At 62.7% G+C, this 24,541-nt stretch carries 16 protein-coding genes; 2 read left to right on the forward strand and 14 right to left on the reverse strand.

Translation table 11 applies throughout. From position 1 onward, the window contains the following. Window positions 1-178 precede the first annotated feature (178 nt). Window positions 179-5,338, forward strand: coding sequence for a dermonecrotic toxin domain-containing protein (locus tag HYE77_RS19285; RefSeq protein ID WP_177069140.1), 5,160 nt, complete (start codon window positions 179-181; stop codon window positions 5,336-5,338). Here the strand turns inward: HYE77_RS19285 and ureC are convergent. From ureC to urtA, 11 genes are all read right to left on the reverse strand, one after another. Then, window positions 5,335-7,035 carry an urease subunit alpha gene (ureC, locus tag HYE77_RS19290; protein ID WP_003217391.1) on the reverse strand — a complete coding sequence of 567 codons (1,701 nt, stop codon included), beginning with the start codon at window positions 7,033-7,035 and terminating at the stop codon, window positions 5,335-5,337. The genes HYE77_RS19285 and ureC overlap by 4 nt on opposite strands. 128 nt (window positions 7,036-7,163) lie before the next feature. Continuing rightward, the gene (locus HYE77_RS19295; RefSeq protein ID WP_003217389.1) at window positions 7,164-7,472 is read right to left on the reverse strand and encodes an urease subunit beta; all 309 of its coding nucleotides are present in this window, start codon (window positions 7,470-7,472) and stop codon (window positions 7,164-7,166) included. Continuing rightward, window positions 7,469-7,999, reverse strand: coding sequence for an N-acetyltransferase (locus tag HYE77_RS19300; RefSeq protein ID WP_063033356.1), 531 nt, complete (start codon window positions 7,997-7,999; stop codon window positions 7,469-7,471). Before HYE77_RS19300 ends, HYE77_RS19295 begins: the two co-directional genes overlap by 4 nt. 5 nt (window positions 8,000-8,004) lie before the next feature. Then, window positions 8,005-8,526 (reverse strand): GNAT family N-acetyltransferase, encoded by a 522-nt coding sequence (locus tag HYE77_RS19305; protein ID WP_003217385.1) that lies wholly within the window; start codon window positions 8,524-8,526, stop codon window positions 8,005-8,007. 9 nt (window positions 8,527-8,535) lie between these two features. Continuing rightward, window positions 8,536-8,838, reverse strand: coding sequence for an urease subunit gamma (gene ureA / locus HYE77_RS19310; RefSeq protein WP_003217383.1), 303 nt, complete (start codon window positions 8,836-8,838; stop codon window positions 8,536-8,538). Between the two features lie 148 nt (window positions 8,839-8,986). Beyond that, on the reverse strand, window positions 8,987-9,826 hold the full coding sequence (locus HYE77_RS19315) for an urease accessory protein UreD (RefSeq protein WP_177036418.1): 840 nt from the start codon (window positions 9,824-9,826) through the stop codon (window positions 8,987-8,989). Window positions 9,827-9,856: 30 nt separating this feature from the next. Beyond that, a complete protein-coding gene (gene urtE / locus HYE77_RS19320) occupies window positions 9,857-10,555 on the reverse strand; it encodes an urea ABC transporter ATP-binding subunit UrtE (protein ID WP_003217380.1) in 699 nt (232 codons plus the stop codon). A 125-nt stretch (window positions 10,556-10,680) separates the two neighbouring features. Continuing rightward, window positions 10,681-11,541, reverse strand: coding sequence for an urea ABC transporter ATP-binding protein UrtD (gene urtD, locus HYE77_RS19325; protein ID WP_003217378.1), 861 nt, complete (start codon window positions 11,539-11,541; stop codon window positions 10,681-10,683). Continuing rightward, window positions 11,538-12,617, reverse strand: a complete 1,080-nt coding sequence (gene urtC / locus HYE77_RS19330; protein WP_177069141.1) for an urea ABC transporter permease subunit UrtC — start codon at window positions 12,615-12,617, stop codon at window positions 11,538-11,540. Before urtC ends, urtD begins: the two co-directional genes overlap by 4 nt. Next, complete coding sequence (gene urtB, locus HYE77_RS19335; protein ID WP_003217374.1) at window positions 12,617-14,119, reverse strand: urea ABC transporter permease subunit UrtB; 1,503 nt, start codon at window positions 14,117-14,119, stop codon at window positions 12,617-12,619. Before urtB ends, urtC begins: the two co-directional genes overlap by 1 nt. A gap of 134 nt (window positions 14,120-14,253) precedes the next feature. Next, window positions 14,254-15,519 carry an urea ABC transporter substrate-binding protein gene (gene urtA / locus HYE77_RS19340; protein ID WP_003217372.1) on the reverse strand — a complete coding sequence of 422 codons (1,266 nt, stop codon included), beginning with the start codon at window positions 15,517-15,519 and terminating at the stop codon, window positions 14,254-14,256. Between the two features lie 297 nt (window positions 15,520-15,816). Between urtA and HYE77_RS19345 the strand changes: the two genes are divergently transcribed. Beyond that, on the forward strand, window positions 15,817-21,738 hold the full coding sequence (locus HYE77_RS19345; RefSeq protein WP_177069142.1) for a hypothetical protein: 5,922 nt from the start codon (window positions 15,817-15,819) through the stop codon (window positions 21,736-21,738). Here HYE77_RS19345 and HYE77_RS19350 read toward each other — a convergent pair. From HYE77_RS19350 to HYE77_RS19360, 3 genes are read right to left on the reverse strand one after another with little or no spacing between them, the layout of a single operon-like run. Then, complete coding sequence (locus HYE77_RS19350) at window positions 21,735-22,745, reverse strand: iron ABC transporter permease (protein WP_102368000.1); 1,011 nt, start codon at window positions 22,743-22,745, stop codon at window positions 21,735-21,737. The genes HYE77_RS19345 and HYE77_RS19350 overlap by 4 nt on opposite strands. After that, complete coding sequence (locus HYE77_RS19355) at window positions 22,742-23,689, reverse strand: ABC transporter substrate-binding protein (protein ID WP_177022480.1); 948 nt, start codon at window positions 23,687-23,689, stop codon at window positions 22,742-22,744. The genes HYE77_RS19350 and HYE77_RS19355 overlap by 4 nt, the downstream gene beginning before the upstream one ends. Further along, window positions 23,686-24,474, reverse strand: coding sequence for an ABC transporter ATP-binding protein (locus HYE77_RS19360; protein WP_003217364.1), 789 nt, complete (start codon window positions 24,472-24,474; stop codon window positions 23,686-23,688). Before HYE77_RS19360 ends, HYE77_RS19355 begins: the two co-directional genes overlap by 4 nt. Window positions 24,475-24,541: the final 67 nt, after the last annotated feature.

Here is a 24,541-nt window from a genome sequence, read left to right on the forward strand (position 1 = left end):
CGGATTACCTATGGATCGACGACTTAATTACCCCATGGAAATCCCCCCGTGTGCATCAAGCCTGTCAGCGCTTTTTGAGTGTTCGTCCATGGGGGGCAATCCGTTCAAATAGCTACCGCCGAGTGCCGGGGGCGACTGATTAAGGTCATTGCCTTAATTTCCCTATCGGTACTCGTTTATGCCAGCACCTCAAGCCTCCACCTCGCTCCTGCCGGGCGGCGAAGGGCGTCACTATGCACAGATCAAAGCCGCCATCCCCGAAAGCCTGGTCAGCGCATCTCCTGCCCTGCGTGCAGCCATCACGCAGGCCAAGCCAGAGATCCCCGCCTGGTATGCGGCCACCACCCCGGCACAGAAGGCTGCGCTGCAAAACCTGTTGGAGGCGAGCATCAAGTCTCACACTGCACTGGAGCAAGCGACCGGCAAGGTGCAAGAGGTCAACGCCTTCGCCCGGCCATTGCTTGAAGCCACGTTGAAGGCCGCCGGGTTTGAGCTGGACGTCAACCAGGTGCATCTGCGCCTCTATGTACCGGTCGAAGGACTAGCGACAGGCTACCGGACCAAGACTTTGTCCCTGTTGCAAGCGGCCTTGAACAATTTTGAAGCGCGCGAGACCCGCGCCGGGTTCTTCGACAGTGCTTCAGGCTTTATCACCGCTCCCGGCGCGGATGGCCGTTTCGAGCGCCATACCACGACCCTGACGATCGAGACCTTCGCCCGGTTATGCCGCGACCTGGACCTGGGCAGGCTGTACCAGGAACACCTCACCACCTACCTGCTGCCCGTGCAAACCGTGTCCAGGAACCTGCTGCGTGAACGCTTTATCACCCGGCAAAAGGACGCCTTCAGAGCCGCCGCCTACGTGGCGTTGCTCAAAGGTGATATTCGCAGCGACGACTACGCGCTACTGCAGCGCATCGCCAATGGCGAGCGACGCATCAAGCACGAAGGCAAGCAGGTCTGGCACCGCTGGCCCAGTATCATGGAACTGCAAATGCACGGCTGCCTCATGATCGACCCGAGCGTGGAGCATGGGTATGGCACCTGGCTTATCGTCTACATCCCCGACCACCCCGAGCACCCCATCAAGCGCTACAAAACCTTTGCCGACTATGCAGAGGAAACGACCCGTGAGCTGACCGCTTACAGACCCGAGGACTATTGGGACAGCAGGGGTGTTCAGGTCACGGCCCACCAACAGTTTTTCTCACGGTTCATCGGGAAAAAATACCTGGCTTACTACTACGGGCGGTTCACCGAGAAACGCGTCGATGAACCGCAAAGGCGCGTGGCCCTGGGCCCTGATCCAGCGTGGCGACAGTACTACGCAAGAAAATCCCTTACCGAACTCCAGGCGATCAACGCCGTCATAAAGTCCCCGCGACATATCAGCCGCACGCCGCAGGACCAGCCAAACCTGAACCTCAACGCCCACCCGATCAAGGGGCTGTGGATCGACGTCGACCCTTGGGACGAGCTGTACGCCGACATGCGCAAGCGCGCACTCGACGATGGGTTGAGCATGGCGATACCCACCGCTCACACCGACGCGGCTGGCCACGACCGGCGGATGGCGCATCTGATGAACATCGGCCTGTTCACCTTGAACCTGGTGTCGATGTTCATTCCGCCCTTGGGTGCACTGATGGCGGTGGTCACGGCCGGGCAACTGCTGTACGAAGTACTGGAGGGCGTGGTTGAACTCGGCCAGGGTGACCGCGAGGCCGGCTGGGCGCATATCGCTGACGTGCTGGAAAATCTCGCGCAACTGGCGGTGGGCGGCGCTGCGTTGCATATCAGCCTGTCGCCGTTTATCGAAGGACTCAAGGCGGTCAGGCTGCCGTCGGGCAAGGCCCGCTTATGGAAGCCGGACCTTGCGCCCTATGCGCAGGACATCCGACTGCCGGCAGGCTCGGTTCCCGACCAGGCGGGACTACATACCGTCAATGGGCGCCAGGTCGTGTCGGTGGACGGCAATCGCTACGCCGTGACCGCGCAAGACGAACCGGGCGTGTACCGGGTCCAGCACCCCAGCAGGCCCGAGGCGTATGAGCCTCAGATCGTCAACAACGGTTCTGGCGCCTGGACCCATGAGGCCGATGAGCCCCTGACGTGGCAAGGTGCTCCGCTGATGCGGCGACTGAGCCATGTAATGGAAGGCCTGAGCGATACGCAGTTGGAGCAGGTGCGCAAGATCAGTGACACCGATGAAAGCGTGCTGCGCCGGCTGTACGTGGAAAGCGAGCCGACGCCGGCAATCACACTCGACACGGCGGTGCGCATGCGGGCTTACGGGCGTGCCGAAAGCTTGAGTGGGCAGATCCTTGCGGGGTCGATGTCGATGGACCTGGGTAGCTACGCCGCGTCGTTGATGGTGGAAATGACCGGCTGGCCGCCCGGCAGGACCATCGAAGTATTTGACGGCCAGGGCACCAGCAGGACAGCTGCGTTGTATGGCCAACCTCATGCGCCCGGGACGGAACTGATCAGCATCAGCCGCATCGACCTGTTCGGCGGCAAGCTGCCGGCGTTGATCGTCGAGAGTTTGCCCGAGGAGCAGCTTAAAAACCTGCTCGGCCAACACATGCCTTACGGGGCCGCGCTGCGTAGCCAGGCGTTGCAGGAGCGGCTGGGGATCTATGCCAAACAGTCCCTGCGGCGGGTGTTCGACAGCCTTTACCTCGGGCGGTCATCGCCTGGCAGCGCCGAACTGCAACTGTTCGCGCGCGACTTCAAAAGCCTGCCACCGGTCATGGTCGAGGAACTGCTGGAAGGTGCCAGCCCCTCGCAGAGGGCGAGCCTGGTCAACAATCGCAAGATTCCCCTGGAGCTGGCGCAGCAAGCGCGCCGGCAACTTGGGCATCTGCGCCTGGCCCGGGCCTACGAAGGGCTTTATCTGGACGAGTTGGCCAATGTTGACACCGAAGCGCTGGCGCTCAACACGCTGGAGCGCCTTCCTGGCTGGCGAAACGACTTGCGCATTGAGGTTCGCGAAGGCTCCCTGGCCGGAAGCCTGCGTGCCGGCTACGGCCCACCCGAGTCCGCGCACCGCAAGGTATTGGTGCACAGGGGCGATGGACGCTACGAGGCGTTTGACGCACGAGGGCAAAGCCTGCATGTCGTCGACAATCTGTACGGCGCCTTGCAACATGCCCTGCCAGACACCCACCGCCAGTCTCTGGGATTGCCAGGCATTGGGCAGGGGCCGGAGTTAAGAGGCAAAATCCAGGAACATGCCCTGTCGCGCGGTGCCTTGCGCAAGGTGCTGCAGATGCAACCCGCCCAACCGTTCTTCAAACCGCTATCGCAGTTGTCGGGCGGCAGGCGTGGGTACCCCTTGAGCGGGCGCGGCGGTTGGGCGTTTGAGCGGAGCCTGCAGGCACGCATTCGCAACTTGTACCCGGACATCACCGCCAACGAAATTGCCGAGTTGCGACCTCTCGGCGATCCACTCGATCTCACCTGGGTACAGGAACTCGAAAGCGAATTCAGCAACCTGACTCAGACGTTGCGAACCTGGCAGATTAGCGCTCGCGCAGGCGCGTCGACCAGTGGCCAGGCGGCAGATCGGATTTATCGGGCCAGGGGCCGGATCGTCAAGGCCATTGAGGCGGCCTGGCGCAGAACCGGGGTGCGGGATATCGACGGCAATGGTCGATACCTCGGCCAGGCCATCAAGTGGGATGGGGTCGAATTGCGCCAGCAGTTGCGCACCCTGCCGCCATTGCCGGCCGACTTTGATCACGTCAGTAAGCTGACCCTGCGCAGCATGGCCTTGACGAGTGACGACGTCGACGGGTTTGTTTCCAACTTTCGCAGCCTGCGCAGCTTGTCCGTGCAAGCCTGCCGGTTGACGCGGCTGCCGCCGGCCATTGCCGCCATGCCGCACCTGACCGAGTTGTATCTGGGAGGCAATGAAATAGTCCTGAGTCAGGAGAGCGTCATGGTCTTGGGCAAACTGAAACAGCTCAAGGAGCTGTCGCTTGAAAGCAATCCATTGGGTCTGGCGCCGGACGTGAGTCGCATGCCTGATTTGCGCCAGCTGTGGCTGGCTGAAACAGATTTGGAGGAGTGGCCTGCCAGCGTGTTTCGCCTGCCGCGCCCACGGCATTTCATTCTGGATTTGCGTGAGAACGCGCTTATCCGCGTACCGGTATTTGCGCCGGGTTCTGATAACGCCCGGATCATCGCGCGCACGACGCTCTCCCGAGAGCTACTGAGTACTAAAGCCGTGAGCGATTTCAGGTTATATATCGAGGCAGCCGGTAATGATCCGGATCGTCAGCTTCCACCCAAAGGCCGGGCCGATAGCAAACTCTGGAAAACGGGATTGACCGACGAGGAATGGGAATCCAAGCAGCAATTGTGGCAAAGGCTGGAGGATGCCTTCGGTTCTGAAGCTTTTTTCAACGAAATTCGCTACCTGTCCAAATCAGGGGATGCCGTAGTCGAGGGCAAGCGCTACCTGCCGGAGCTGACTGCGAAAGTATGGCGCATGCTGGAGGCCATGGGCGAAGACGCCGAGTTGCGAGAGGAGCTGTTCCGCATGGCACAGTTCCCCACGGCTTGCGTGGATGCGGGGGCGCAGTTGTTCAATGCCATGGGGGTTGAAGTGTTGTTGCGCTCGGCCTATGCCAATGAAGACGCGAATGCGGTGAGAAGCAGCGTGCTCAAGTTGGCCAGGGGCAAGTGGCGATTGGAGGAGTTGGGGCGGATCGCTCATGCGCGCGTGGCAGAATTGATCAGTCAAGGCGCCAGGTATACGGAGTATGACCAGGAGGGCATGTTGGTCTCTCATTACGACAACGCAGGCAATGAGATCCCGCCTATTGATGAGGTCGAGATCTACCTGGCCTACACCTCGCAGCTTTCCGCCCGCCTGGACTTGCCGTGGCAGGCCAGAACCATGCTGTACCGCGAAGAGTATGTGACGCCGGCCATGGTAGAGGCGGCGTACGAGCAGGTGACAGCGCTGGACCAGGGTGAGCAGTTGCGCAAGAACCTGATCGAGCAGCCGATGTGGAAGGAGTTTCTGGAGCGGGCCCACAAGGTGGAATACTTGAGAATCTTCCGGAAATCTGACGCGTTGCTCGACTACGAGGACGCGCAAGCGCAATGGGCCAGGGATGGCGGCTTGTCTGCCGAGGCCAAGAAGGACCTGAGCGACACCATCGCCAGGACCGCCGATATCCTCGGTCGGCCGCGCGGTAACAGCCTGCCGGGAACCGTCATGAGTCGGGCTGAATACGACACTTCGCTTGCCAGCATCACCAGCGAACTCAACTCATTGAACACGACACTGACCGACCAGGCGATCAGTGCCGTATTTGGGGCTTAGAACAAGAAGTACCGCTGCGCCATCGGCAACACATCCGCAGGCTCACACCACAGCAATACTCCATCGGCCTTGACCTGGTAGGTCTGCGGGTCAACCTCGATATCCGGCAGGTAATCGTTGTGGATCAAGTCGGTTTTCTGCACCGCGCGGCAACCCTTGACCACGGCGATCTGCTTCTTCAACCCCAACTGCTCCGGCAGGCCTGCCGCCAACGCCGCCTGGCTGATAAAGGTCAGGCTGGTGGCGTGCAGCGAGCTGCCGAAGCTGGCGAACATCGGGCGGTAGTGCACCGGTTGCGGCGTCGGGATCGAGGCGTTGGCGTCGCCCATCAGGCTTGAGGCAATCGCGCCGCCCTTGAGAATCAGCGTCGGCTTGATCCCGAAAAACGCCGGGCGCCACAGCACCAGGTCGGCCCACTTGCCCACTTCAATCGAGCCCACTTCGTGGCTGATGCCGTGGGTAATCGCCGGGTTGATGGTGTACTTGGCGATGTAGCGTTTGGCGCGGAAGTTGTCATTGCCTTCGCCGTCGCCAGGCAATCGCCCGCGCTGTTTTTTCATCTTGTCGGCGGTCTGCCAGGTACGTGTGATCACCTCGCCAACCCGCCCCATGGCCTGGCTGTCGGAGCTGATCATCGAGAACGCGCCGAGGTCATGAAGGATGTCTTCGGCGGCAATCGTTTCGCGGCGGATGCGGCTTTCGGCAAAGGCCACGTCTTCGGCAATGCTCGGGTCCAGGTGATGGCAGACCATCAACATGTCCAGGTGTTCGTCGATGGTGTTGCGGGTGAACGGCCGGGTTGGGTTGGTGGAGCTGGGCAGCACGTTGGGGAAGCCACAGGCCTTGATGATGTCTGGCGCGTGACCGCCACCGGCACCTTCGGTGTGGTAGGTGTGGATGGTGCGGCCCTTGAAGGCGGCGAGGGTGGTTTCGACAAAGCCGGATTCGTTGAGGGTGTCGCTGTGGATCGCCACCTGCACGTCGTACTCGTCGGCGACGCTCAGGCAGTTGTCGATGCTCGCCGGCGTGGTGCCCCAGTCCTCGTGCAGCTTCAAGCCAATGGCACCGGCCTTCACTTGTTCGATCAACGGCTCCGGCAGGCTGGCGTTGCCCTTGCCGGTGAAGCCGATGTTCATCGGGAACGAGTCAGAGGCCTGGAGCATGCGCGCCAGGTGCCATGGGCCGGAGGTGCAGGTGGTGGCGTTGGTGCCGGTGGCCGGCCCGGTGCCGCCGCCGATCATGGTGGTGACGCCGCTGGTCAGTGCTTCTTCGATTTGCTGCGGGCAAATGAAGTGGATGTGGGTATCGATGCCGCCGGCGGTGAGGATCATGCCCTCACCGGCAATCACTTCGGTGCTGGCGCCGACACAGATGGTCACGCCGGGCTGGATGTCCGGGTTGCCGGCCTTGCCGATGGCGGCGATGCGGCCGTTTTTCAGGCCGACGTCAGCCTTGACGATGCCCCAGTGGTCGATGATCAGCGCGTTGGTGATCAGGGTGTCGACCACCTCATGGGCGAGCAGTTGGCTCTGGCCCTGGCCATCACGGATCACCTTGCCGCCGCCGAACTTCACTTCTTCGCCGTAGACGGTGAAATCCTGTTCGACTTCGACGAACAGCTCGGTGTCGGCCAGGCGGACCTTGTCACCAACGGTGGGGCCGTACATGTCGGCGTAGGCTTGTCTGGAAATCTTCATGTGTTTAGTTCCTGATCGTTCCCACGCTCTGCGTGGGAATGTCGCCCTGGACGCTCTGCGTCCGCTCTTGAAGGTCGTGACGCGGAGCGTCACAGGATGCATGCCCACGCAGAGCGTGGGAACGATCATTAATCCAGGTCGCCCATGATGCGCCCGGCAAACCCGAACACCCGGCGTTTGCCACTCAGCTCAACCAGTTCCACTTCACGACTCTGCCCTGGCTCAAAGCGCACGGCGGTGCCGGCCGGGATGTTCAGGCGCATGCCACGGCTGGCGGCACGGTCGAACGTCAGTGCGTCGTTGGTCTCGAAAAAGTGATAGTGGGAGCCAACCTGGATCGGCCGGTCGCCGCTGTTGGCTACGCTCAGGGTGGCGGTGCGCCGGCCCACGTTGAGTTCGATGTCGCCAGGCTGGATCTGAAATTCGCCAGGAATCATGCAGGTTGCCCCAGGGTCTTGAAGTAGATGGCGGTCGGGGTGTAGCGCCCGTCCGGGCTTTGGCAGTAGTCGGGCAATTCACCGATCTTGGTATAACGCAGCGACTGGTAGAAGGCTTCGGCGCCGGAGCCGGCTTCGGTGTCCAGGTACAGCAGCCCGCGTTTGTACTGGCGGGCGCTCAGTTCCAGGGCGCTCATCAGTTGCTGGCCAAGGCCACGGCGCCGGGCCTCGCTGTGCACCAGCAGCTTCTGCACTTCGGCGCGGTTCAGGCCGTTGGCTTTCATGCACAGCGCCAATTGCACGCTGGCGATGACGTGTTCATCACGCACCACCACCCACAGCAGCAGGCTGCCATCGTTAAGACTGGCCTGCACGCCGTTGAGATAAGTGCCGGCCTGGGCTTCATCGAAGTCGGCCATGAAGCCCACCGATGCGCCGTGCTTCACGGCGTCCAGCAACAGCTCAATCAAACCCGGGCGGTAATGGGCAAAACTTTCGGCATTGACTCGACGCAGTTGGGCGTTCATCAGTGTCACTCCTTGGGCGGCACAGCGCCTGGGTTGAGCGTCAGTTGCATGAAGGTCAGGTCCAGCCAGCGGCCGAACTTGGTGCCGACCTGGGGCATCTGCCCGGTGGTGATGAAACCCAGGCGCTCATGCAGGCGGATCGAGGCCTGGTTGCCGCTTTCGATGGCGGCGACCATCACGTGTTTGTCGCAGGTTTTCGCCCGCTCGATCAGCACCTGCATCAGCTGGGGGCCGAGGCCTTTGCCGCGCTGGTCGTTGCGCACGTACACCGAGTGTTCGACGGTGTGGCGAAAGCCCTCAAAGGGCCGCCAGTCACCGAACGAGGCATAGCCGATGACCTGCTCGTCTTCGACGGCCACCAGGACCGGATAAAACTGCGACTGACGAGCGCTGAACCAGGCCTGGCGGTTGCCCAGGTCTACCGGTTGTTCGTTCCAGATCGCCGTGGTGTTGAGCACCGCGTCGTTGTAGATATCGCGAATCCCTGGCAAATCGGCGTGCACCGCATCACGAATCAAAAAGGACATGGTCGGGCCTCAGGCGATGGGTTGGTGGACGGTGACCAGCTTGGTGCCGTCGGGGAAGGTGGCTTCCACCTGGATGTCCGGGATCATTTCCGGGATGCCTTCCATCACCTGTTCGCGGGTGAGCAGGGTGGTGCCGAAGTGCATCAGCTCGGCCACGGTGCGGCCATCGCGGGCGCCTTCCATCAACGCGGCGGAGATGTAGGCGATGGTTTCCGGGTAGTTGAGCTTCACACCGCGCGCCAACCGCCGCTCGGCCACCAGGCCGGCGGTGAAGATCAGCAGTTTGTCTTTTTCCCGTGGGGTCAGGTCCATCGTTCAAGGTCCACTATGAAATACATTCGTAAAAACACCGGAGATCCAATGTGGGAGCGGGCTTGCTCGCGAATGCGGTGTGTCAGTGAATGCATCTTTGCCTGACCCACTGCATTCGCGAGCAAGCCCGCTCCCACATTTTTAATCTTCATGTGCTCCAGATTCTCGGTGATACAGCCTCGCGGCCCAGCACGGCCGGGCGCAGCAGGCGCCACAGTGCGATCAGCCAGGCTCGCGCCAGCAGCGCTTCACTGGCCAGGCAGCGGGCCACCAGCAGGCCGGGCAATTGGGTCAGGTCGCCGCGTACCGGGTGGGGCAGGGAGCGACATTGTTCGAGCAGTTCAGGGTCGATTTCGCCGGTCACCAGCAAGGTCGCAAACACCGGTTGCCCGTCCAGCCCGATGGGTGAGTCGAGCAAACCGTCGGCGCCCACAATGCGCTGGCGCTCATGCCAAATCAACTGGCCGTCGCGGCGGATATCCAGGTGCGACTGGAAGTGCCCGAGGTCGAAACGCTCGCCGCTGGCGGGGCGCCCGAGGGCGACCACGTCCCAGTAAAACAGCCGGGCATCGCCTTGCAGGTCGATGCGGGTGGTGAGTTCGGCTTGGGCGGCGCTGAACACGATGGTCTCCTGCGGCAGCCATTCCAGCGTCGCGCCCGCCTCAATCGTCAGCTCCAGTTTCTGATACGCCGGCCCGCCGGCGCGGTACCACTTGGCCGCGCCGGGGCTGGTCAGTTGCGCCCACGCACCTTCGGCGACATGGGCGCTGATATCGAGACGATCACCGCCGGCAATCCCGCCCGGCGGGTGCACGATGATGTGCTGGCACACCTCGGGGCCTTCGGCGTACAGATGCTTTTGCACCCGCAGCGGCCCGAGGTGGCGGCGCATCACCGGGCGCGTGGTGTCGCCGAAACGCGCGTAGCCGAGTTCCAGCTCGGCGTGCCAGCTTGGGGTGAACAGCGCGGTGGGGGCAGGTAGGGTCATGGTCAGTGCTTATCGTTAGGACGCTACAGATTAGATCGTAACGAGCCCGCGCACACCCTCGCTTTCCATATTTTCTCCACGCCCCTGCTGGACGATTTCGCCCCGGGACATCACCAGGTACTGGTCGGCCAGTTCCGCGGCAAAATCATAGAACTGCTCCACCAGCAGAATCGCCATGTCGCCGCGTGCCGCGAGCTTCTTGATCACCGCGCCGATCTCCTTGATCACCGACGGCTGGATGCCTTCGGTGGGTTCATCGAGGATCAACAGGCGCGGGCGGCTGGCCAGGGCCCGACCGATAGCCAGCTGCTGTTGCTGGCCGCCGGACAAGTCACCACCCCGGCGTTGCTTCATTTGCAGCAGCACCGGGAACAGCTCGTAGATGAAAGCGGGCACTTCCTTGGCTTCGGAGCCGGGGAAGCGTGACAGGCCCATCAGCAGGTTTTCTTCCACTGTCAGGCGGCCAAAAATCTCCCGGCCCTGGGGCACGTAAGCGATACCGGCGTGCACCCGCTGGTGCGGCTTGAAGCCGGTAATGGCGCGGCCTTCCCAGTTCACCGCACCTTCCTTGGCCGGCAGCAAACCCATCAGGCACTTGAGCAAGGTGGTCTTGCCCACGCCGTTGCGGCCCAGCAGGCAGGTGACTTCGCCGACTTTTACCTCAAAGGAAAGCCCGCGCAGGATGTGGCTACCGCCGTAGTACTGGTGCAGCTTGTCGACTTGCAGCATGTTCAGTTCCCCTTAATGATCGTTCCCACGCTGCGTGGGAATGCCGCAATGGACGCTCCGCGTCCGCCGTGTGACGCAGAGCGTCACCGGATGCGTTCCCACGCGGAGCGTGGGAACGATCAGGTTCAGCGGCCGAGGTAAACCTCGATCACCCGCTCATTTTCCTGCACCTGTTCCAGCGACCCTTCGGCCAGCACGCTGCCCTGGTGCAACACCGTCACGTGGTCGGCAATCGAGCCGACAAAGCCCATGTCGTGTTCCACCACCATCAGCGAATGCTTGCCCGCCAGGCGCTTGAACAGCTCGGCGGTGAACTCGGTTTCGGCATCGGTCATGCCCGCCACCGGTTCATCCAGCAGCAACAGTTGCGGGTCTTGCATCAGCAGCATGCCGATTTCCAGGAACTGTTTCTGGCCGTGGGACAGCAAGCCGGCCGGGCGATTGACTGAAGCGGTGAGTCGGATGGTGTCGAGCACTTCGCTGATGCGATCTTTCTGCTCACCACTCAAGCGTGCCCGCAGGCTGGCCCACACCGATTTGTCGGTCTTCTGCGCCAGCTCCAGGTTTTCAAACACGCTGAGGGCTTCGAATACCGTGGGCTTCTGGAACTTGCGACCGATGCCGGCCTGGGCGATCTGCACTTCGCTCATGCTCGTCAGGTCGAGGGTTTCGCCGAACCAGGCCTTGCCGTGGCTGGGCCGGGTCTTGCCGGTGATCACGTCCATCAGCGTGGTCTTGCCCGCGCCGTTGGGGCCGATGATGCAGCGCAATTCGCCGACGCCGATGTACAGGTTCAAGTCGTTCAACGCCTTGAAGCCGTCGAAGCTGACGCTGATGTCTTCCAGGGTCAGGATCGTGCCGTGGCGGGTGTTCAGGCCTTTGCCGGCGGCCTGACCGAGGCCAATGGCATCGCGGGCGCTGCCTTGGTCTTTGTTCGGTTCAAGAATGGGCTCGAGCATGAATTCCGCCGTCGCTGTAATTCTCATTGGTCGCCCCTCTTCTTCAGCAGGCCAATCACACCCTTGGGCAAATACAGGGTGACGATAATGAACAGCGCACCGAGGAAGAACAGCCAATACTCAGGAAACGCCACGGTGAACCAGCTCTTCATGCCGTTGACCACACCGGCGCCCAGCAGCGGGCCGATCAAGGTTCCACGCCCGCCGAGGGCCACCCACACAGCGGCCTCGATGGAGTTGGTCGGCGACATTTCGCTGGGGTTGATGATGCCCACTTGCGGCACATACAACGCGCCCGCCAAACCACACAGTACCGCGCTCAACACCCACACGAACAGCTTGAAGCCACGCGGGTCGTAACCGCAGAACATCAGGCGATTTTCCGCATCCCGCAGTGCCGTCAGCACCCGGCCGAACTTGCTCTGGGCCAGGCGCCAGCCGATGTACAGGCTCGCCACCAACAACACCACGGTGGCCACAAACAGCGCCGCTCGCGTGCCCGGCTCGGTGATGCCAAACCCGAGGATGCTGCGGAAATTGGTAAAGCCGTTATTGCCGCCAAACCCGGTCTCGTTGCGGAAGAACAACAGCATCCCGGCGAAGGTCAGGGCCTGGGTCATGATCGAGAAGTACACGCCCTTGATCCGTGAGCGGAAGGCGAAGAACCCGAACACCAGCGCCAGCAATCCCGGCGCCAACACCACCAGGCACATTGCCCAGAGGAAGTGGCTGGTGCCGGTCCAGTACCACGGCAACTCGGTCCACGACAAAAAGGTCATGAACGCCGGCAGCTCATCGACGGACGCCTGGCGCATCAGGTACATGCCCATGGCATAACCGCCCAGCGCAAAGAACAGGCCGTGCCCGAGGGACAACATCCCGGCATAACCCCACACCAGGTCCAGCGCCAGGGCGACGATGGCGTAGCACAGAATCTTGCCCACCAACGTCAGGGTATAGGCGGAAACGTGCAGCGGATTTTCCGGTGACAACAGCGAGAACAACGGCAGCGCCAGCAGCAGGATCAGTACCACTGCACCGACCGCGACGGTCACCTTGGGGCCGGCCTTTTGCGCGGCCGTAAGCATCAATGGCTGGTTCATCAGTCGATCACCCGTCCTTTCAGTGCGAAGAGTCCTTGCGGGCGTTTCTGGATGAACAGAATGATCAGCGCGAGGATCAGGATCTTGCCGAGCACGGCACCGATCTGCGGTTCAAGAATCTTGTTGGCTATCCCCAGGCCGAAGGCGGCCATGACGCTACCGGCCAACTGGCCGACACCGCCGAGTACCACCACCAGGAACGAGTCGATGATGTAGCTCTGGCCGAGGTCCGGGCCGACGTTGCCGATCTGGCTCAGGGCCACGCCACCGAGGCCCGCTATGCCGGAGCCGAGGCCAAAGGCGAGCATGTCCACGCGTCCGGTGGGCACGCCGCAGCAGGCGGCCATGTTGCGGTTCTGGGTGACGGCCCGCACGTTGAGGCCCAGGCGCGTCTTGTTCAGCAGCAGCCAAGTCAGCACCACCACGAACAGCGCGAAGGCGATGATCACGATGCGGTTGTACGGCAGCACCAGGTTGGGCAGCACCTGGATTCCCCCGGACAGCCACTCGGGGTTGGCCACTTCAACGTTCTGCGCACCGAACACCAGGCGCACCAGCTGGATCAGCATCAGGCTGATGCCCCAGGTGGCGAGCAGGGTTTCCAGCGGGCGGCCGTAGAGGTGACGAATCACCGTGCGCTCCAGGGCCATGCCGATGGCGGCGGTGACAAAAAACGCCACCGGCAGCGCGATCAGCGGGTAGAACTCGATGGCCTGGGGCACGTAGCGCTGCATCAGCAACTGCACCACATAGGTGGAGTAGGCGCCGAGCATCAGCATCTCGCCGTGGGCCATGTTGATCACCCCGAGCAGGCCGAAGGTGATCGCCAGGCCGAGCGCCGCCAGCAGCAGGATCGAGCCCAGGGACATGCCGCTGAAGGCCTGGCCGAGAATCTCGCCCACCATCAGTTTGCGTTTGACCTGGGCCAGGCTGGTCTCGGCGGCGGTGTGCACCGTGGCGTCGGCTTCGACGCCGGGAGCGAGCAGGGCTTCCAGGCGAGTGCGGGCCAGCGGGTCGCCGGTGCCGCCGAGCAAGCGCACGGCGGCCAGGCGCACGGCCGGGTCGGGGTCTACCAGTTGCAGGTTGGCCAGGGCGAGACTGAGGGCTGTGTGTACGTCATCATTGGTTTCGCCGGCGAGTTGCTGGTCGAGGAATTTCAGCTGCGCAGGTTGTGCACTTTTTTGCAGAGTCTGGGCGGCGGCAAGGCGCACCTTGGGGTCGGCAGCGAGCAATTCCTGGCTGGCTTGCACGTTGTCGATCAGGCCGCGCAGGCGGTTGTTCAGGCGTACGGTCTTGGTTTCCCCGTTGACGCTGATCTGGCCTTGTTGCAGGGCGTCCACCAGCTCGATGCGCGCCGGGTCAGGCTGGGCGGCCCAGTCCTGGAGCAGCTTGGCTTGTTGCATCGGGTTGGCGTTGATGAAGTCTTCGGCGTCGCTGGCGTGTGCGGCGAGGGGCAGCAACAGCAGGGCGGCGAGGATGAAGCGGTATAGGGCAGTGGGCATACAAAATGTCCTGATCATGCACGGACAATGTGGGAGCGGGCTTGCTCGCGAAAGCGCTGGCTCAGTTTCGGATGCGTCGACTGACACACCGCTTTCGCGAGCAAGCCCGCTCCCACATTTAGACCGAGTCGGTCTTAGTTGCTCTTGACGGCGTAATCCGGCTTTTTGTCATTGCCAGGGATATACGGGCTCCACGGCTGGGCACGAATCGGCTCCTGGGTCTGCCACACCACCGAGAACTGCCCGTCAGACTGGATCTCGCCGATCATCACCGGCTTGTGCAGGTGGTGGTTGGTCTTGTCCATGGTCAGGGTGAAACCGGACGGCGCGGCAAAGGTCTGCCCGGCCATGGCTTCACGCACTTTGTCGACGTCGGTGGACTTGGCTTTCTCCACCGCCTGCGCCCACATGTGGATGCCCACGTAGGTGGCTTCCATCGGGTCGTTGGTCACGGCTTTGTCCGCGCCCGGCAGGTTGTGGGCCTTGGCGTAGGCTTTCCAGTCTGCGACGAATTTCTTGTTCACCGGGTTCTCCACCGACTGGAAGTAGTTCCAGGCGGCGAGGTTGCCCACCAGCGGCTTGGTGTCGATGCCGCGCAGTTCTTCTTCACCCACGGAGAAGGCGACGACCGGTACGTCGGTAGCCTTCAGGCCCTGGTTGGCCAGCTCTTTGTAGAACGGCACGTTGGAGTCGCCGTTCACGGTGGAGATCACTGCGGTCTTGCCACCGGCGGAGAATTTTTTGATGTTGGCCACGATGGTCTGGTAATCGCTGTGGCCGAACGGGGTGTAGACCTCTTCGATGTCTTTATCCGCTACGCCTTTGGAGTGCAGGAACGAACGCAGAATCTTGTTGGTGGTGCGCGGGTACACGTAGTCGGTGCCCAGCAGGAAGAAGCGCTTGGCGCCGCCGCCTTCTTCGCTCATCAGGTATTCCACCGCCGGGATCGCCTGCTGGTTCGGCGCCGCACCGGTATAGAACACGTTCGGCGACATCTCTTCGCCTTCGTATTGCACCGGGTAGAACAGCAGGCCGTTGAGTTCTTCGAACACCGGCAATACCGATTTACGCGACACCGAGGTCCAGCAACCGAACACCACGGCGACCTTGTCCTGGGTCAGCAACTGGCGGCCCTTCTCAGCGAACAGCGGCCAGTTGGAAGCCGGGTCCACCACTACCGGTTCGAGCATCTTGCCGTTCACGCCGCCCTTGGCGTTGATCTCGTCGATGGTCATCAGCGCCATGTCTTTGAGCGAGGTCTCGGAGATCGCCATGGTCCCGGACAGCGAGTGCAGGATGCCGACCTTGATGGTCTCGGCGGCCTGTACCGTCCAGGTCATGCCCATCGCGGCGATGGATGCCGACAGTGTGAAAGCCTTGATCAAGCTGCGACGCTTCATTGTGCAATCTCCATGACTCAATGATGTGATGAGGGAGTGATTGCAAAGGCTGTGCCGGGGCGCGCAATCGTGGTGCGCGCGAGCCGTGACCGGGCTGTGGGGGTGGGCGATGCACCAATGCGGCGCCAATCAACGCAGGCTGTGCGTGCAGGCGCACCCTGATGGTGCCTGGCGCCCCGAGCCTTAACTATCTAATGCCTGCGTCCGGCCAAACCCTTGAAAGTGAAGCCCGCCTGGTGCCCCCGGCAACCCAGGGGCAGCGCCAGTTTTCTTAACTTCACTCAAGTGACGATGAACATGGACAGTACTCACATTCAAGACGATCAAGCGGCGAGCACGCGCAGGCCGGTTCCCCATCTGGGGCCGGCGTTCGTTACCGATCACGATGCCGCCCATTGGGCGCATCAACAGATCGGCAACCGGCGCGAGACGGTATTTGGCGGGCTGGTTTTCAAGCGTGATGACGGGATGTACCTGCCAAGCGTGCCGGTGGCCGGCACCGCCACTGCATTCGACTTCCAGAGCGACCTGCTCAAGGTCGATGCCAACAGGAATTTCCTGGCGTACGAGGGCCACAGCGTTCACGCCCTGTACAGTTCGCGCGGCGAGGATGGCACCCGACGCTCCGCGCAGATACAGCACTGGACAGGCGCGCAGCGCCGCCTGGATCGCAGCTTTTTCCCCATCAATATCCTGCGCATCATCATCCAGGTGCGCATGCTGTGCACCCGTTACTACCTGTCCGGGTTCTATGGCTCGCTCATCCAGTATGAAAGCAGCGGCTCTGCGACTGAGGCCAGCTTCTTGAACCAGTTGATGGCGGCCAAGCCTGCGGCCGATTTCGACGACTACATCGCCTTTATCAATGAGACGGCCAGGGCCGGCTACCTGCGGGTCATCGTTGCCAACGCCGAGCTGGGTGGAAAGCCTGGCCAACTGCTGGCGCCGTGGACCCTCAATCAAACCCTGTCGCAAATCGGGCAGGACGCACTGGTGCCTCTCGCCAGCCAAGTCAGCCGCCGGTGGCAGGACGCGGTGCGATCAGTCTTGCCGCCGCTGGGGTTTGCACGGCAGGAGAGTCTCTTTGGCTACCTGTACAAAAGCGCGTCGAACCAGTACGTGGCCGAATTTCCGTCGGATGAACTCAAGGCAGCGTTTGCGCTGACCAGTGGCAAGTTGTCACTGCCAAAAGTGCACAAGGCGGACAGTGAGTTTTTGACCTTCGGTATTTACTGCTCCCTATCACCGCAAGCGAAACCGACCGTGGCGAAAGAGTCGTGGCTGGCGGAAAACTTCTTCACGGCTTCTGCGTTGGCTGCCGTGGTGATGATGGCGGGGACCGACGACCTGGGCTTGCACTTTTACTTGCGCGCCAACGACGGCGCGCTGCTGATGTACCACTGCACCGGCTCGCAGGCGCAGTCCCAGCTGTTCGCCAATCGCGGCGCGGATCTCGACGGACGCTTGAAGGACGCTACCTTGAGCCCTTCCGAGTTTGTCCGGCAAGTGGCTGCCGTGGGCACGCTGACGGTGGTTGAGCCCGGACGGATATGGGACAAGGCCGGAGTGGTAGGACCGCAATGGAGGGCCTTCGCGAAAGTCCATGCGTCGCTGAGCCCTGCCTTCGTCACTGCCGATGATGTCGCACGCTACCTGCATTACAAGGTGGGTTCACCCCACGGCTCTTTTCTCCAGGCTTACATCTTCAAGCGCAGCGATGGGCTGTTTGTGGCCTCCAGGCTGTCAGACCCTGACAGGTGGCTGTCGTTGTGGGGCGGGGCATTGCCCACCGACAACGCTCTGACGCGGGTCGAGCTTGAAGGGCACCAAATGGTTGGCGAGTTCAATCGACCTGTCTACGACCTGGCCGAGGTGCGTGCCAACTATCCTCAAAAAACCTCGCGACAGCTGGCGTTCCTGATCAGTACACCGTCGACTCAAGCAATCGACATGACGCTGGTTTTTTCCGATCAGATCAAGGTGCTTTACACCAGCGGAACGAACGGTACGTTGATCAAATACGCTGTCAGCGGCTCTCGGGCCGAGCGTGAATTCGGCGAGTACCTGGCACAAGTTGAACGCGATGGCCAAGGTGTGGCCCGCGTACAAGGTTTTGACGGCACGCGTGAAGGGCTGATCAAAGAGCTGGTAAAACTCGGTGAGTTGACGGTGCTGCTGGCGGATGAGACCTGGTACAACGTTCAGGGCCGGGTCCCGGCCACCTGGGAGCCCGAAACGCCTTTCGCCGCCGCAGCCCCCATTGATATGCCCCTGAGCTGGGTTTTCACTGACCTGGCAACCGCCGCCCGTTATGCCCATGACCGTATGCAGGCAACGGCGGATGGCCGGCGAGTCGGTTGCATCCTCAAACACTCGAGTGCAGAGCAGTATGTGGTCAGCGAGCCTTGCGCACCGATACCCGCCGGCGAAACCCTTTTCGTGTTGGCGAATGTTTTTGGCAATGCCAGCCTGCCGCCAGGCTTCGCCCTGCGTGGCTGGTACTGCCGCAGCGCACCGGACGCCACCGGCATCGGCGCCGAACCCTGGTTGTACGAGGGCTTTATCGACACCACGGATTTTGCCCAGGGGATTGCCGCGCTGCGCATCCACCCCGAGAGCAATCTGGCCTTCTACCTCAGCACGGCGGACGGCGCTCAACTGGCCTATGACGCTTCCGGCTCGGCCGAGGAAAGCCAGCTCTACCAGGTGCTGCCCGATGGCCGGGTGACGGACAACGGGCTGGGGGATGAACTGCGGGCCGCCACCGTGACGCCCCACGAGATGATCCAAAAGGTCGCCGCCGCCGGGGCGCTGTCGGTGTTGCAACCGGGCACGTTGTGGGATGTGGCGGGGCTGGTCGCCGACACCTGGCGACCTTACGCCCTGGCACCCCGCCCGCAACTGAGCCGCGGGTTTCTCCAGGTAGAAGACGCGGCACGCTACGCCCACGGGCAAATCGGCAGCTGGCGTGAGGGCGAATACTGCGGCTATATCCTGCAGCGCCCGGACGGTCTCTACGTGGCCACTGAGCCATTGCCGGCCAGCGACGCCGGGCGCTTTGCCCTGGGCGTTGTCTACCCCCAGGACGTCAAGGGCCGCTCACTGCTCCCGCCCGGTCACATGCTGAAGGCCGTGTACGGTTCCAGCCGCGGGGTTTCGTTGCTGGAACCCGAGCGCCTGCAGCGCCCGGGCTGGTCGCGGGACGATGCCTGCCTGGAGGCGCAGATGTTCAGCGCCCTGGACGTGCACACGCTGATCCGCAATCGCCAACAGGTGTCCGTGGCCTACCTGTCGGGCGCCGAAGATTGTTTGCTGGCGTATGACCTGATCGACTCTGCCGCCCAGGCGAACCTGTTCAAGGCGCTCGACCCCTTGCCCCATCGCAGCCCAACGGCCCTCAACCTGGCCAGCGGCACGCTGACGGCGCGGGAGTGGATCAGCCAGGTGGCGGCGGCCGGCAGCGTGCGGGTGGTGCAGGCCAACCCGTTGTGGGGCGCGCCGGGGCTGATCGCCGAACACTGGCGGCTACGCCTGCCGATACCCCGGCGCGAACGTCCGGAGCAGATTGCCTATGGCGCGGTGTGCGCCAGTGCCGCTGACGCGGCTCGGGCACTGCACACGCGCCTGGACCATGAAGCACCGACGCAAACCGGTTTCGGTTTCATGCTCAAGCATCGCGATCAGGACGCCTTTGTCTGCTCCGAGCTTGTACCCGCCTGGGATAGGGCCGGGCTGTTCGCCTTGAGCGCCGTGTTTGCCGTGGATGACGAAGGCGAGTTCATTTACCCCGCGGGTTATCAACTGCACGCCTTGGTTTACCGGCGCAACTGGATGCCACAGGGGCTGACCACCGCCGAACACTGGCTGGCGCAGCATTTTATTTCGGCCGGGGATCTGGCCAGTGCCACCGTCGAGGCCAAGCGCCAACGGGAGACAGGCGCACTGACGGGCTTGCCGGTGTTTATCTCGACACTGGACCAGGCGCTGCTGCAGGTACAAACGCCGGTGGCATCGACGCTGTTCAACCCGGTCCGCCAGCCGTCGGGGGTCTATGAAGACGTGCAGACCTTGATGGCCAGCGGGCAGCTCTCGGCGGTCGGGTTTGTCAACGAAGTGGCGAAGTTGAGCTGGTTGAGCGTTTTGGTGCCGAGCGAATGCTGGGCGTTGGCGGGTAAGCTGGATGTCAGCCAGGCCCCATGGACCGCCTTCGCCAACTTTATGCGTCGCCCATTGAGCCCGCTGTTCAGCAACCAGGCCGATGCGGTGCGTTACGTCCACCAACAGCTGGGCACACAGCGCGACACGCTGCAAGGCGGGCTGGTGTTGCAGCGCAACGGCAAGTTTGTCGCGACCCTGGCGGTGCCGGTGTTGAGTGAAGACTTCGACCCGAACGTCATCCTGCCGGGCCTGGACGTCAGCCAGGCGCTGCTGGCCCCTGGTTGGAAAATGGTCGCGCGCTACCGGTCACGTGTCGCCCGGGTGCTGGAGTTCTGGTTACCCTCTGAAGAAAACGCGGTGTATCAAAACCTGTTCTCGACCAAAGTACTGGAGACCGCCCTGAAGTCGGGTCACCTGTGGACCCACGAATACCTGCTGACGCCCGACGGCTCACTCATCGGTTTCAGTACCCAGGACGCCGAGCGCAGCTTGCTGGATTCGGCCCGGCGCAACGAAGCGACGCAGTTGCTCAGCCACCTGGAAACCTCCCTGGCCCCCAACAGCCTGGCGTTGCACGACCCTTACAGCAATGCCGTCGAGCAGCAGATGCGCAGCGGCCGCAAGAGCCCCACCGAGCTGGTCAATCAGCTGGCGCGGGTGGGGACTTTGCAAGTACTGGAGGGCGGCCCGTTGTGGGGCACTGCCCAGCGTGTGCTGCCGGGCTGGATGCCCGGCCTGGCCTACGTTGCACCGCAGGCGGCGGTCCATGCCGTGGCGGATCGGCAGCTGGGCCCGGTGTTCAAGCATGCTGACGACGCGGCACGCCATGGTCATCAATACGCCCAGGGGCGCGCCGACTTGAGCTTTGGCGTGATTCTCAAGTCCTCCGACAATGGGCATTTTGTCGCCTGTGCGCCGGTCAAGGGCGACGACCTGGGCTTTGCCCTCGACCGGGCGTTCCTGCGCGGGCAGTTGCCGAGCGGGTACAGCCTGCAAGGCCTGTATCTGAGGCTGCCGCAGCGCGCTGCGCCCGAGTTGCCTCAGGCCGAAGGCTACGCGCAACTGATGGCTCCGGCCGTGGTGCTGGCGGCGCTGAGCTTTTTGCGGGTGGCACAGAGTGAGCGGTTCCTGGCGTTGTATGTGTCGTGTCCCGACGGCTCACTGTTTCGGTATCAGGCGGTGAGGATCGACCCGGACTGGGATTCCAGCCGCCGGCAGGCGGCGTATCTGAAACACCTCAACAGTCGTGGCAGCATCGACAGCCATGTGTTGAAACTGGTGGAGTCCGGCGAGCTGCGGGTACTCGACAGCAGCCCGTTCTGGGATGCCTTGTTGCCCCGGATAAAGCGCCTGGCCACGACACTGGCAGTGCGCGATACCCGCATGGCCCTGGGCCCGTTGTGCGCCCACCCGGACGATGCCGCGCGCCAGGTATGGCAACAGGTTGTGCCGCTGGAGCACCAGGCGCGGCTGGGAGCGGTGCTGGGCAACGGCGACAGCGACACCTTCATCGCCGTGCAACCGGTGGCAGACCCGGGCCCCTCGGTGGCCGTGGGACTGCGGCCGGACACACCGGCCTACAAGGCATTGTTCGAAGGCATCATGAACCTCGGCTACCCCGGCACATCGACCCGCTACCCGGAGGGCTACAAGGTGATGGGCGTCCAGCAGTTGTTCAAGCTCGACACCGAGCGCCAGCATCTGGCGGATCGCTACGAAGAAGGCCTGGCCCACAACTTCATTGCCCAGAAGGAAATTCGCGGGTTCATCGAGATGCTGCGCCAGGACAAGATCGCGGGGGCGCGGTACTACTTCACCCCGGTGCACGGCGCGTTGATTGTCTATGAGCCCAGCTATCACGCGGACGAAAGCCAGTTGCTGCGCGATGACTGGATCGACGAAGACACGGGTGTGGTGAAGGTCAAGCCCAGCGAGGTGATCCGCCAGTTGGCGACCTCGGGCAAGCTGACCATCCTGGAAACCGATCGCTTCTGGCAACCCCGCAGCCAGGTGGCGCGGCGCTTGTTGCATGCATTCAAGCAGGCCGACCAGGGGGGTTAACGCCGCCGCATCAGCCCGATAAAAAACAGCCCGCCAATGGCCGCCGTGGCCACGCCGATGGGCAGGTCTTCGGGGGCAATCATTGTGCGGGCCGCCACATCCACCCACACCAGGAACACACTGCCCAACAGCACGCACACCGGCAGCAAACGCCGGTGTTCGGCACCTACAAGGCGCCGGGCAATGTGCGGCACCATCAGCCCGACAAAGCCGATGGAGCCGCTGATGGACACCAGCACGCCGGTCATCAGCGAGGCGATCAGGAACACCTTGAGCCGCACATTGCGAGCGTTCAGGCCCAGGGTCACGGCGGTCTGCTCGCCAGCCATCAGCGCGTTCAACGGGCGAGCCATCCCCAGCAGCAACACCAGCCCCAGCAACACCGTGGCGAAAGGAATGGCCAGCAGTTCCCAGCGCGCCAACCCGAGGCCGCCGAGCATCCAGAACATCACCGCCGAGGCCGCGCGATGGTCGCCCATGAACAGCAGCAAATTGGCCACCGCCATCATCACGAACGACACCGCCACCCCGCACAGCAGCAGGCGGTCACTCTCCAGCCGACCGTTGCGACTGGCCACCGCCAGCACCACGATCATGCTCAGCAACGCACCGATGAACGCCGCGATGGGCAGGGTCAGCAAGCCGATCACTTCACCCACATGCAGCACCACGATCACCGCGCCGAGGGTGGCACCGGAGGTCACGCCCAGCAGGTGCGGATCCGCCAGCGGGTTGCGTGTGACGGCCTGCAACACCGCACCGATCAACGCCAGCCCGGCGCCTACCAACGCGCCGAGCAGCATGCGCGGCACGCGGATCAGCCACACGATATGTTCCTGCCCCGCGCTCCAGTCCATCTCGCCAACGCCGAAGGCTTTATGCAGCAGGATCCGCCACACCACGTCCACCGGTACCCGCGCCGAGCCGAACCCCAGCGAGACCACGCACGAGATCAGCAACAACGCGCCAAGGGCACTCAGCAGCAGGGCATAGCGACGGGTAATCATTCGCCGTGAAACCCCTTGGCCAGGGTTTCAACCGCCAGTACGTTGTCGATGCCCGGCGTGGCCTGCACGTAGGGGATCACGATAAAGCGCTGGTTCTTGATCGCGTCCACCGATTGCAGCGCCGGGTTGTTCAGCAGGAACTGCTCTTTTTGCTCGGCGGTGATTTCGCTGTAGTCGACGATCACGATGACCTGCGGGTTGCGCTCCACCACGGTTTCCCAGTTGACCCGGGTCCAGCTGGCGTCCACGTCATCGAGAATGTTGCGCCCGCCGGCGGCGTCGATCAGCGCCTGGGGCATGCCCAGGCGGCCGGAGGTCATGGCGCGGTCTTCGCCGCTGTCGTAGAGGAACACGCGGGGCTTGTCGGCCGGCAGGTTTTCCTGCACTTGGGCGACCTGTGCCTGCATCTGTGCGATCAAGGCATTCGCGCGGTCCTGCACATCGAAGATCTTGCCCAGGTTGCGCAGGTCGTTATAGGTGTCTTCCAGGGTGGCCGCCGGGCGCTTCATCACGAAGGCACAGGACTCGGTCAGCTCATACACGTTGATGCCCAACGGTTGCAGGGTTTGCGGGGTGAGGTCGCCACCGACGCGCATGCCGTAGTCCCAGCCGGCGAAGAAAAAGTCGACGTTGGCATTGAGCAGGGTTTCCACCGACGGGTATTTGCTCGCCAGTTCCGGCAGGCCGTCGAGAATCTGCGCCATTTCCGGGGTGACCGACTTCCAGCCGGTCACGCCGCTGTAGCCGGCCATGTGCGACTTGAGGCCTAGGGCGAGCATCATCTGGGTCATGTTGATGTCGTGGCTGACCGCGTGTTTTGGTGCCTCGGCGAAGGTCACTTCGCGGTTGCAGCTCTGGATTTTCAGCGGGTAATGGGTCGCTTCGGCGAACGCTTGAGCAGTGCCGAGCAGCAACGCGAGAGACAACAGGGAGCGCAGGATCATGGTTGGGTTATCCAGGTAATTCGGGGGTAGCCGGACAAGGGGTGAGTGTCGATCAATGCTTCAACGCCGAACACTTCGCGCAGCAATTCGGCGGTCAGCACTTCGTGAGGTGTGCCGCTGGCGACGATGCGCCCGTGGTTGATCACGTACAGCCGATCGCAGAACGCGGCGGCCAGGTTCAGGTCGTGAATGCTGGCCAGGGTGCCGATGTTCAGGCGCTTGACCAGTTGCAGCAATTGCAGTTGGTAGCGCGGGTCGAGGTGGTTGGTCGGTTCGTCGAGGATCAGCAGTTGCGGTTGCTGGGCCAGGGCGCGGGCGAGGATCACCCGCTGTTTTTCTCCGCCCGAGAGGGTGGCGAAGGCGTGGTCTTCAAAGCCCAGCAGGCCGACGTTATCGAGGGCCTGGCGGATCAGGTTCTGGTCTTCAAGCGTATCGCTGTCGAACAGGCCCTTGTGCGGTGTGCGGCCCATGGCGACCACTTCATCCACCCGCAGGCCGAAGGCGTCGGGAAACTCCTGGAGCACCACGGCAATGCGTTGCGCGCACCACTTCGAGGATTGCTTCCAGACGTTCTGGTGTTCCAGCAGCACCTCACCGTCAGCCGGTTTGCTGAACCGATAGGCGCAGCGCAGCAGGCTGGTCTTGCCGCTGCCGTTGGGCCCGATCAGCCCGACGAACTCACCGGCGTTCACGTGCAGGCTGGCGTCACGCAGTTGGAACTGGTGATGACAGTGCTCGTGGCCTGGTGGGGTCCAGGCGAGGGCGGTGAGGTTGAGTGAGGTCATCTTTACTCTCAGGTCCAACACAGGACAAATGTGGGAGCGGGCTTGCTCGCGAAAGCGGTGGATCAGT

It is taken from the genome of Pseudomonas sp. IPO3774, assembly GCF_013386835.1.
Classification (GTDB): Bacteria; Pseudomonadota; Gammaproteobacteria; order Pseudomonadales; family Pseudomonadaceae; genus Aquipseudomonas.

Excerpts from the sequence above, each read along its gene's own strand:
- HYE77_RS19285 (WP_177069140.1), top strand. The coding sequence starts at position 179 with ATGCCAGCACCTCAAGCCTCCACCTCGCTCCTGCCGGGCGGCGAAGGG.
- ureC (WP_003217391.1), bottom strand. The coding sequence starts at position 7,035 with ATGAAGATTTCCAGACAAGCCTACGCCGACATGTACGGCCCCACCGTT.
- HYE77_RS19295 (WP_003217389.1), bottom strand. The coding sequence starts at position 7,472 with ATGATTCCTGGCGAATTTCAGATCCAGCCTGGCGACATCGAACTCAAC.
- HYE77_RS19300 (WP_063033356.1), bottom strand. The coding sequence starts at position 7,999 with ATGAACGCCCAACTGCGTCGAGTCAATGCCGAAAGTTTTGCCCATTAC.
- HYE77_RS19305 (WP_003217385.1), bottom strand. The coding sequence starts at position 8,526 with ATGTCCTTTTTGATTCGTGATGCGGTGCACGCCGATTTGCCAGGGATT.
- ureA (WP_003217383.1), bottom strand. The coding sequence starts at position 8,838 with ATGGACCTGACCCCACGGGAAAAAGACAAACTGCTGATCTTCACCGCC.
- HYE77_RS19315 (WP_177036418.1), bottom strand. The coding sequence starts at position 9,826 with ATGACCCTACCTGCCCCCACCGCGCTGTTCACCCCAAGCTGGCACGCC.
- urtE (WP_003217380.1), bottom strand. The coding sequence starts at position 10,555 with ATGCTGCAAGTCGACAAGCTGCACCAGTACTACGGCGGTAGCCACATC.
- urtD (WP_003217378.1), bottom strand. The coding sequence starts at position 11,541 with ATGAGAATTACAGCGACGGCGGAATTCATGCTCGAGCCCATTCTTGAA.
- urtC (WP_177069141.1), bottom strand. The coding sequence starts at position 12,617 with ATGAACCAGCCATTGATGCTTACGGCCGCGCAAAAGGCCGGCCCCAAG.
- urtB (WP_003217374.1), bottom strand. The coding sequence starts at position 14,119 with ATGCCCACTGCCCTATACCGCTTCATCCTCGCCGCCCTGCTGTTGCTG.
- urtA (WP_003217372.1), bottom strand. The coding sequence starts at position 15,519 with ATGAAGCGTCGCAGCTTGATCAAGGCTTTCACACTGTCGGCATCCATC.
- HYE77_RS19345 (WP_177069142.1), top strand. The coding sequence starts at position 15,817 with ATGGACAGTACTCACATTCAAGACGATCAAGCGGCGAGCACGCGCAGG.
- HYE77_RS19350 (WP_102368000.1), bottom strand. The coding sequence starts at position 22,745 with ATGATTACCCGTCGCTATGCCCTGCTGCTGAGTGCCCTTGGCGCGTTG.
- HYE77_RS19355 (WP_177022480.1), bottom strand. The coding sequence starts at position 23,689 with ATGATCCTGCGCTCCCTGTTGTCTCTCGCGTTGCTGCTCGGCACTGCT.
- HYE77_RS19360 (WP_003217364.1), bottom strand. The coding sequence starts at position 24,474 with ATGACCTCACTCAACCTCACCGCCCTCGCCTGGACCCCACCAGGCCAC.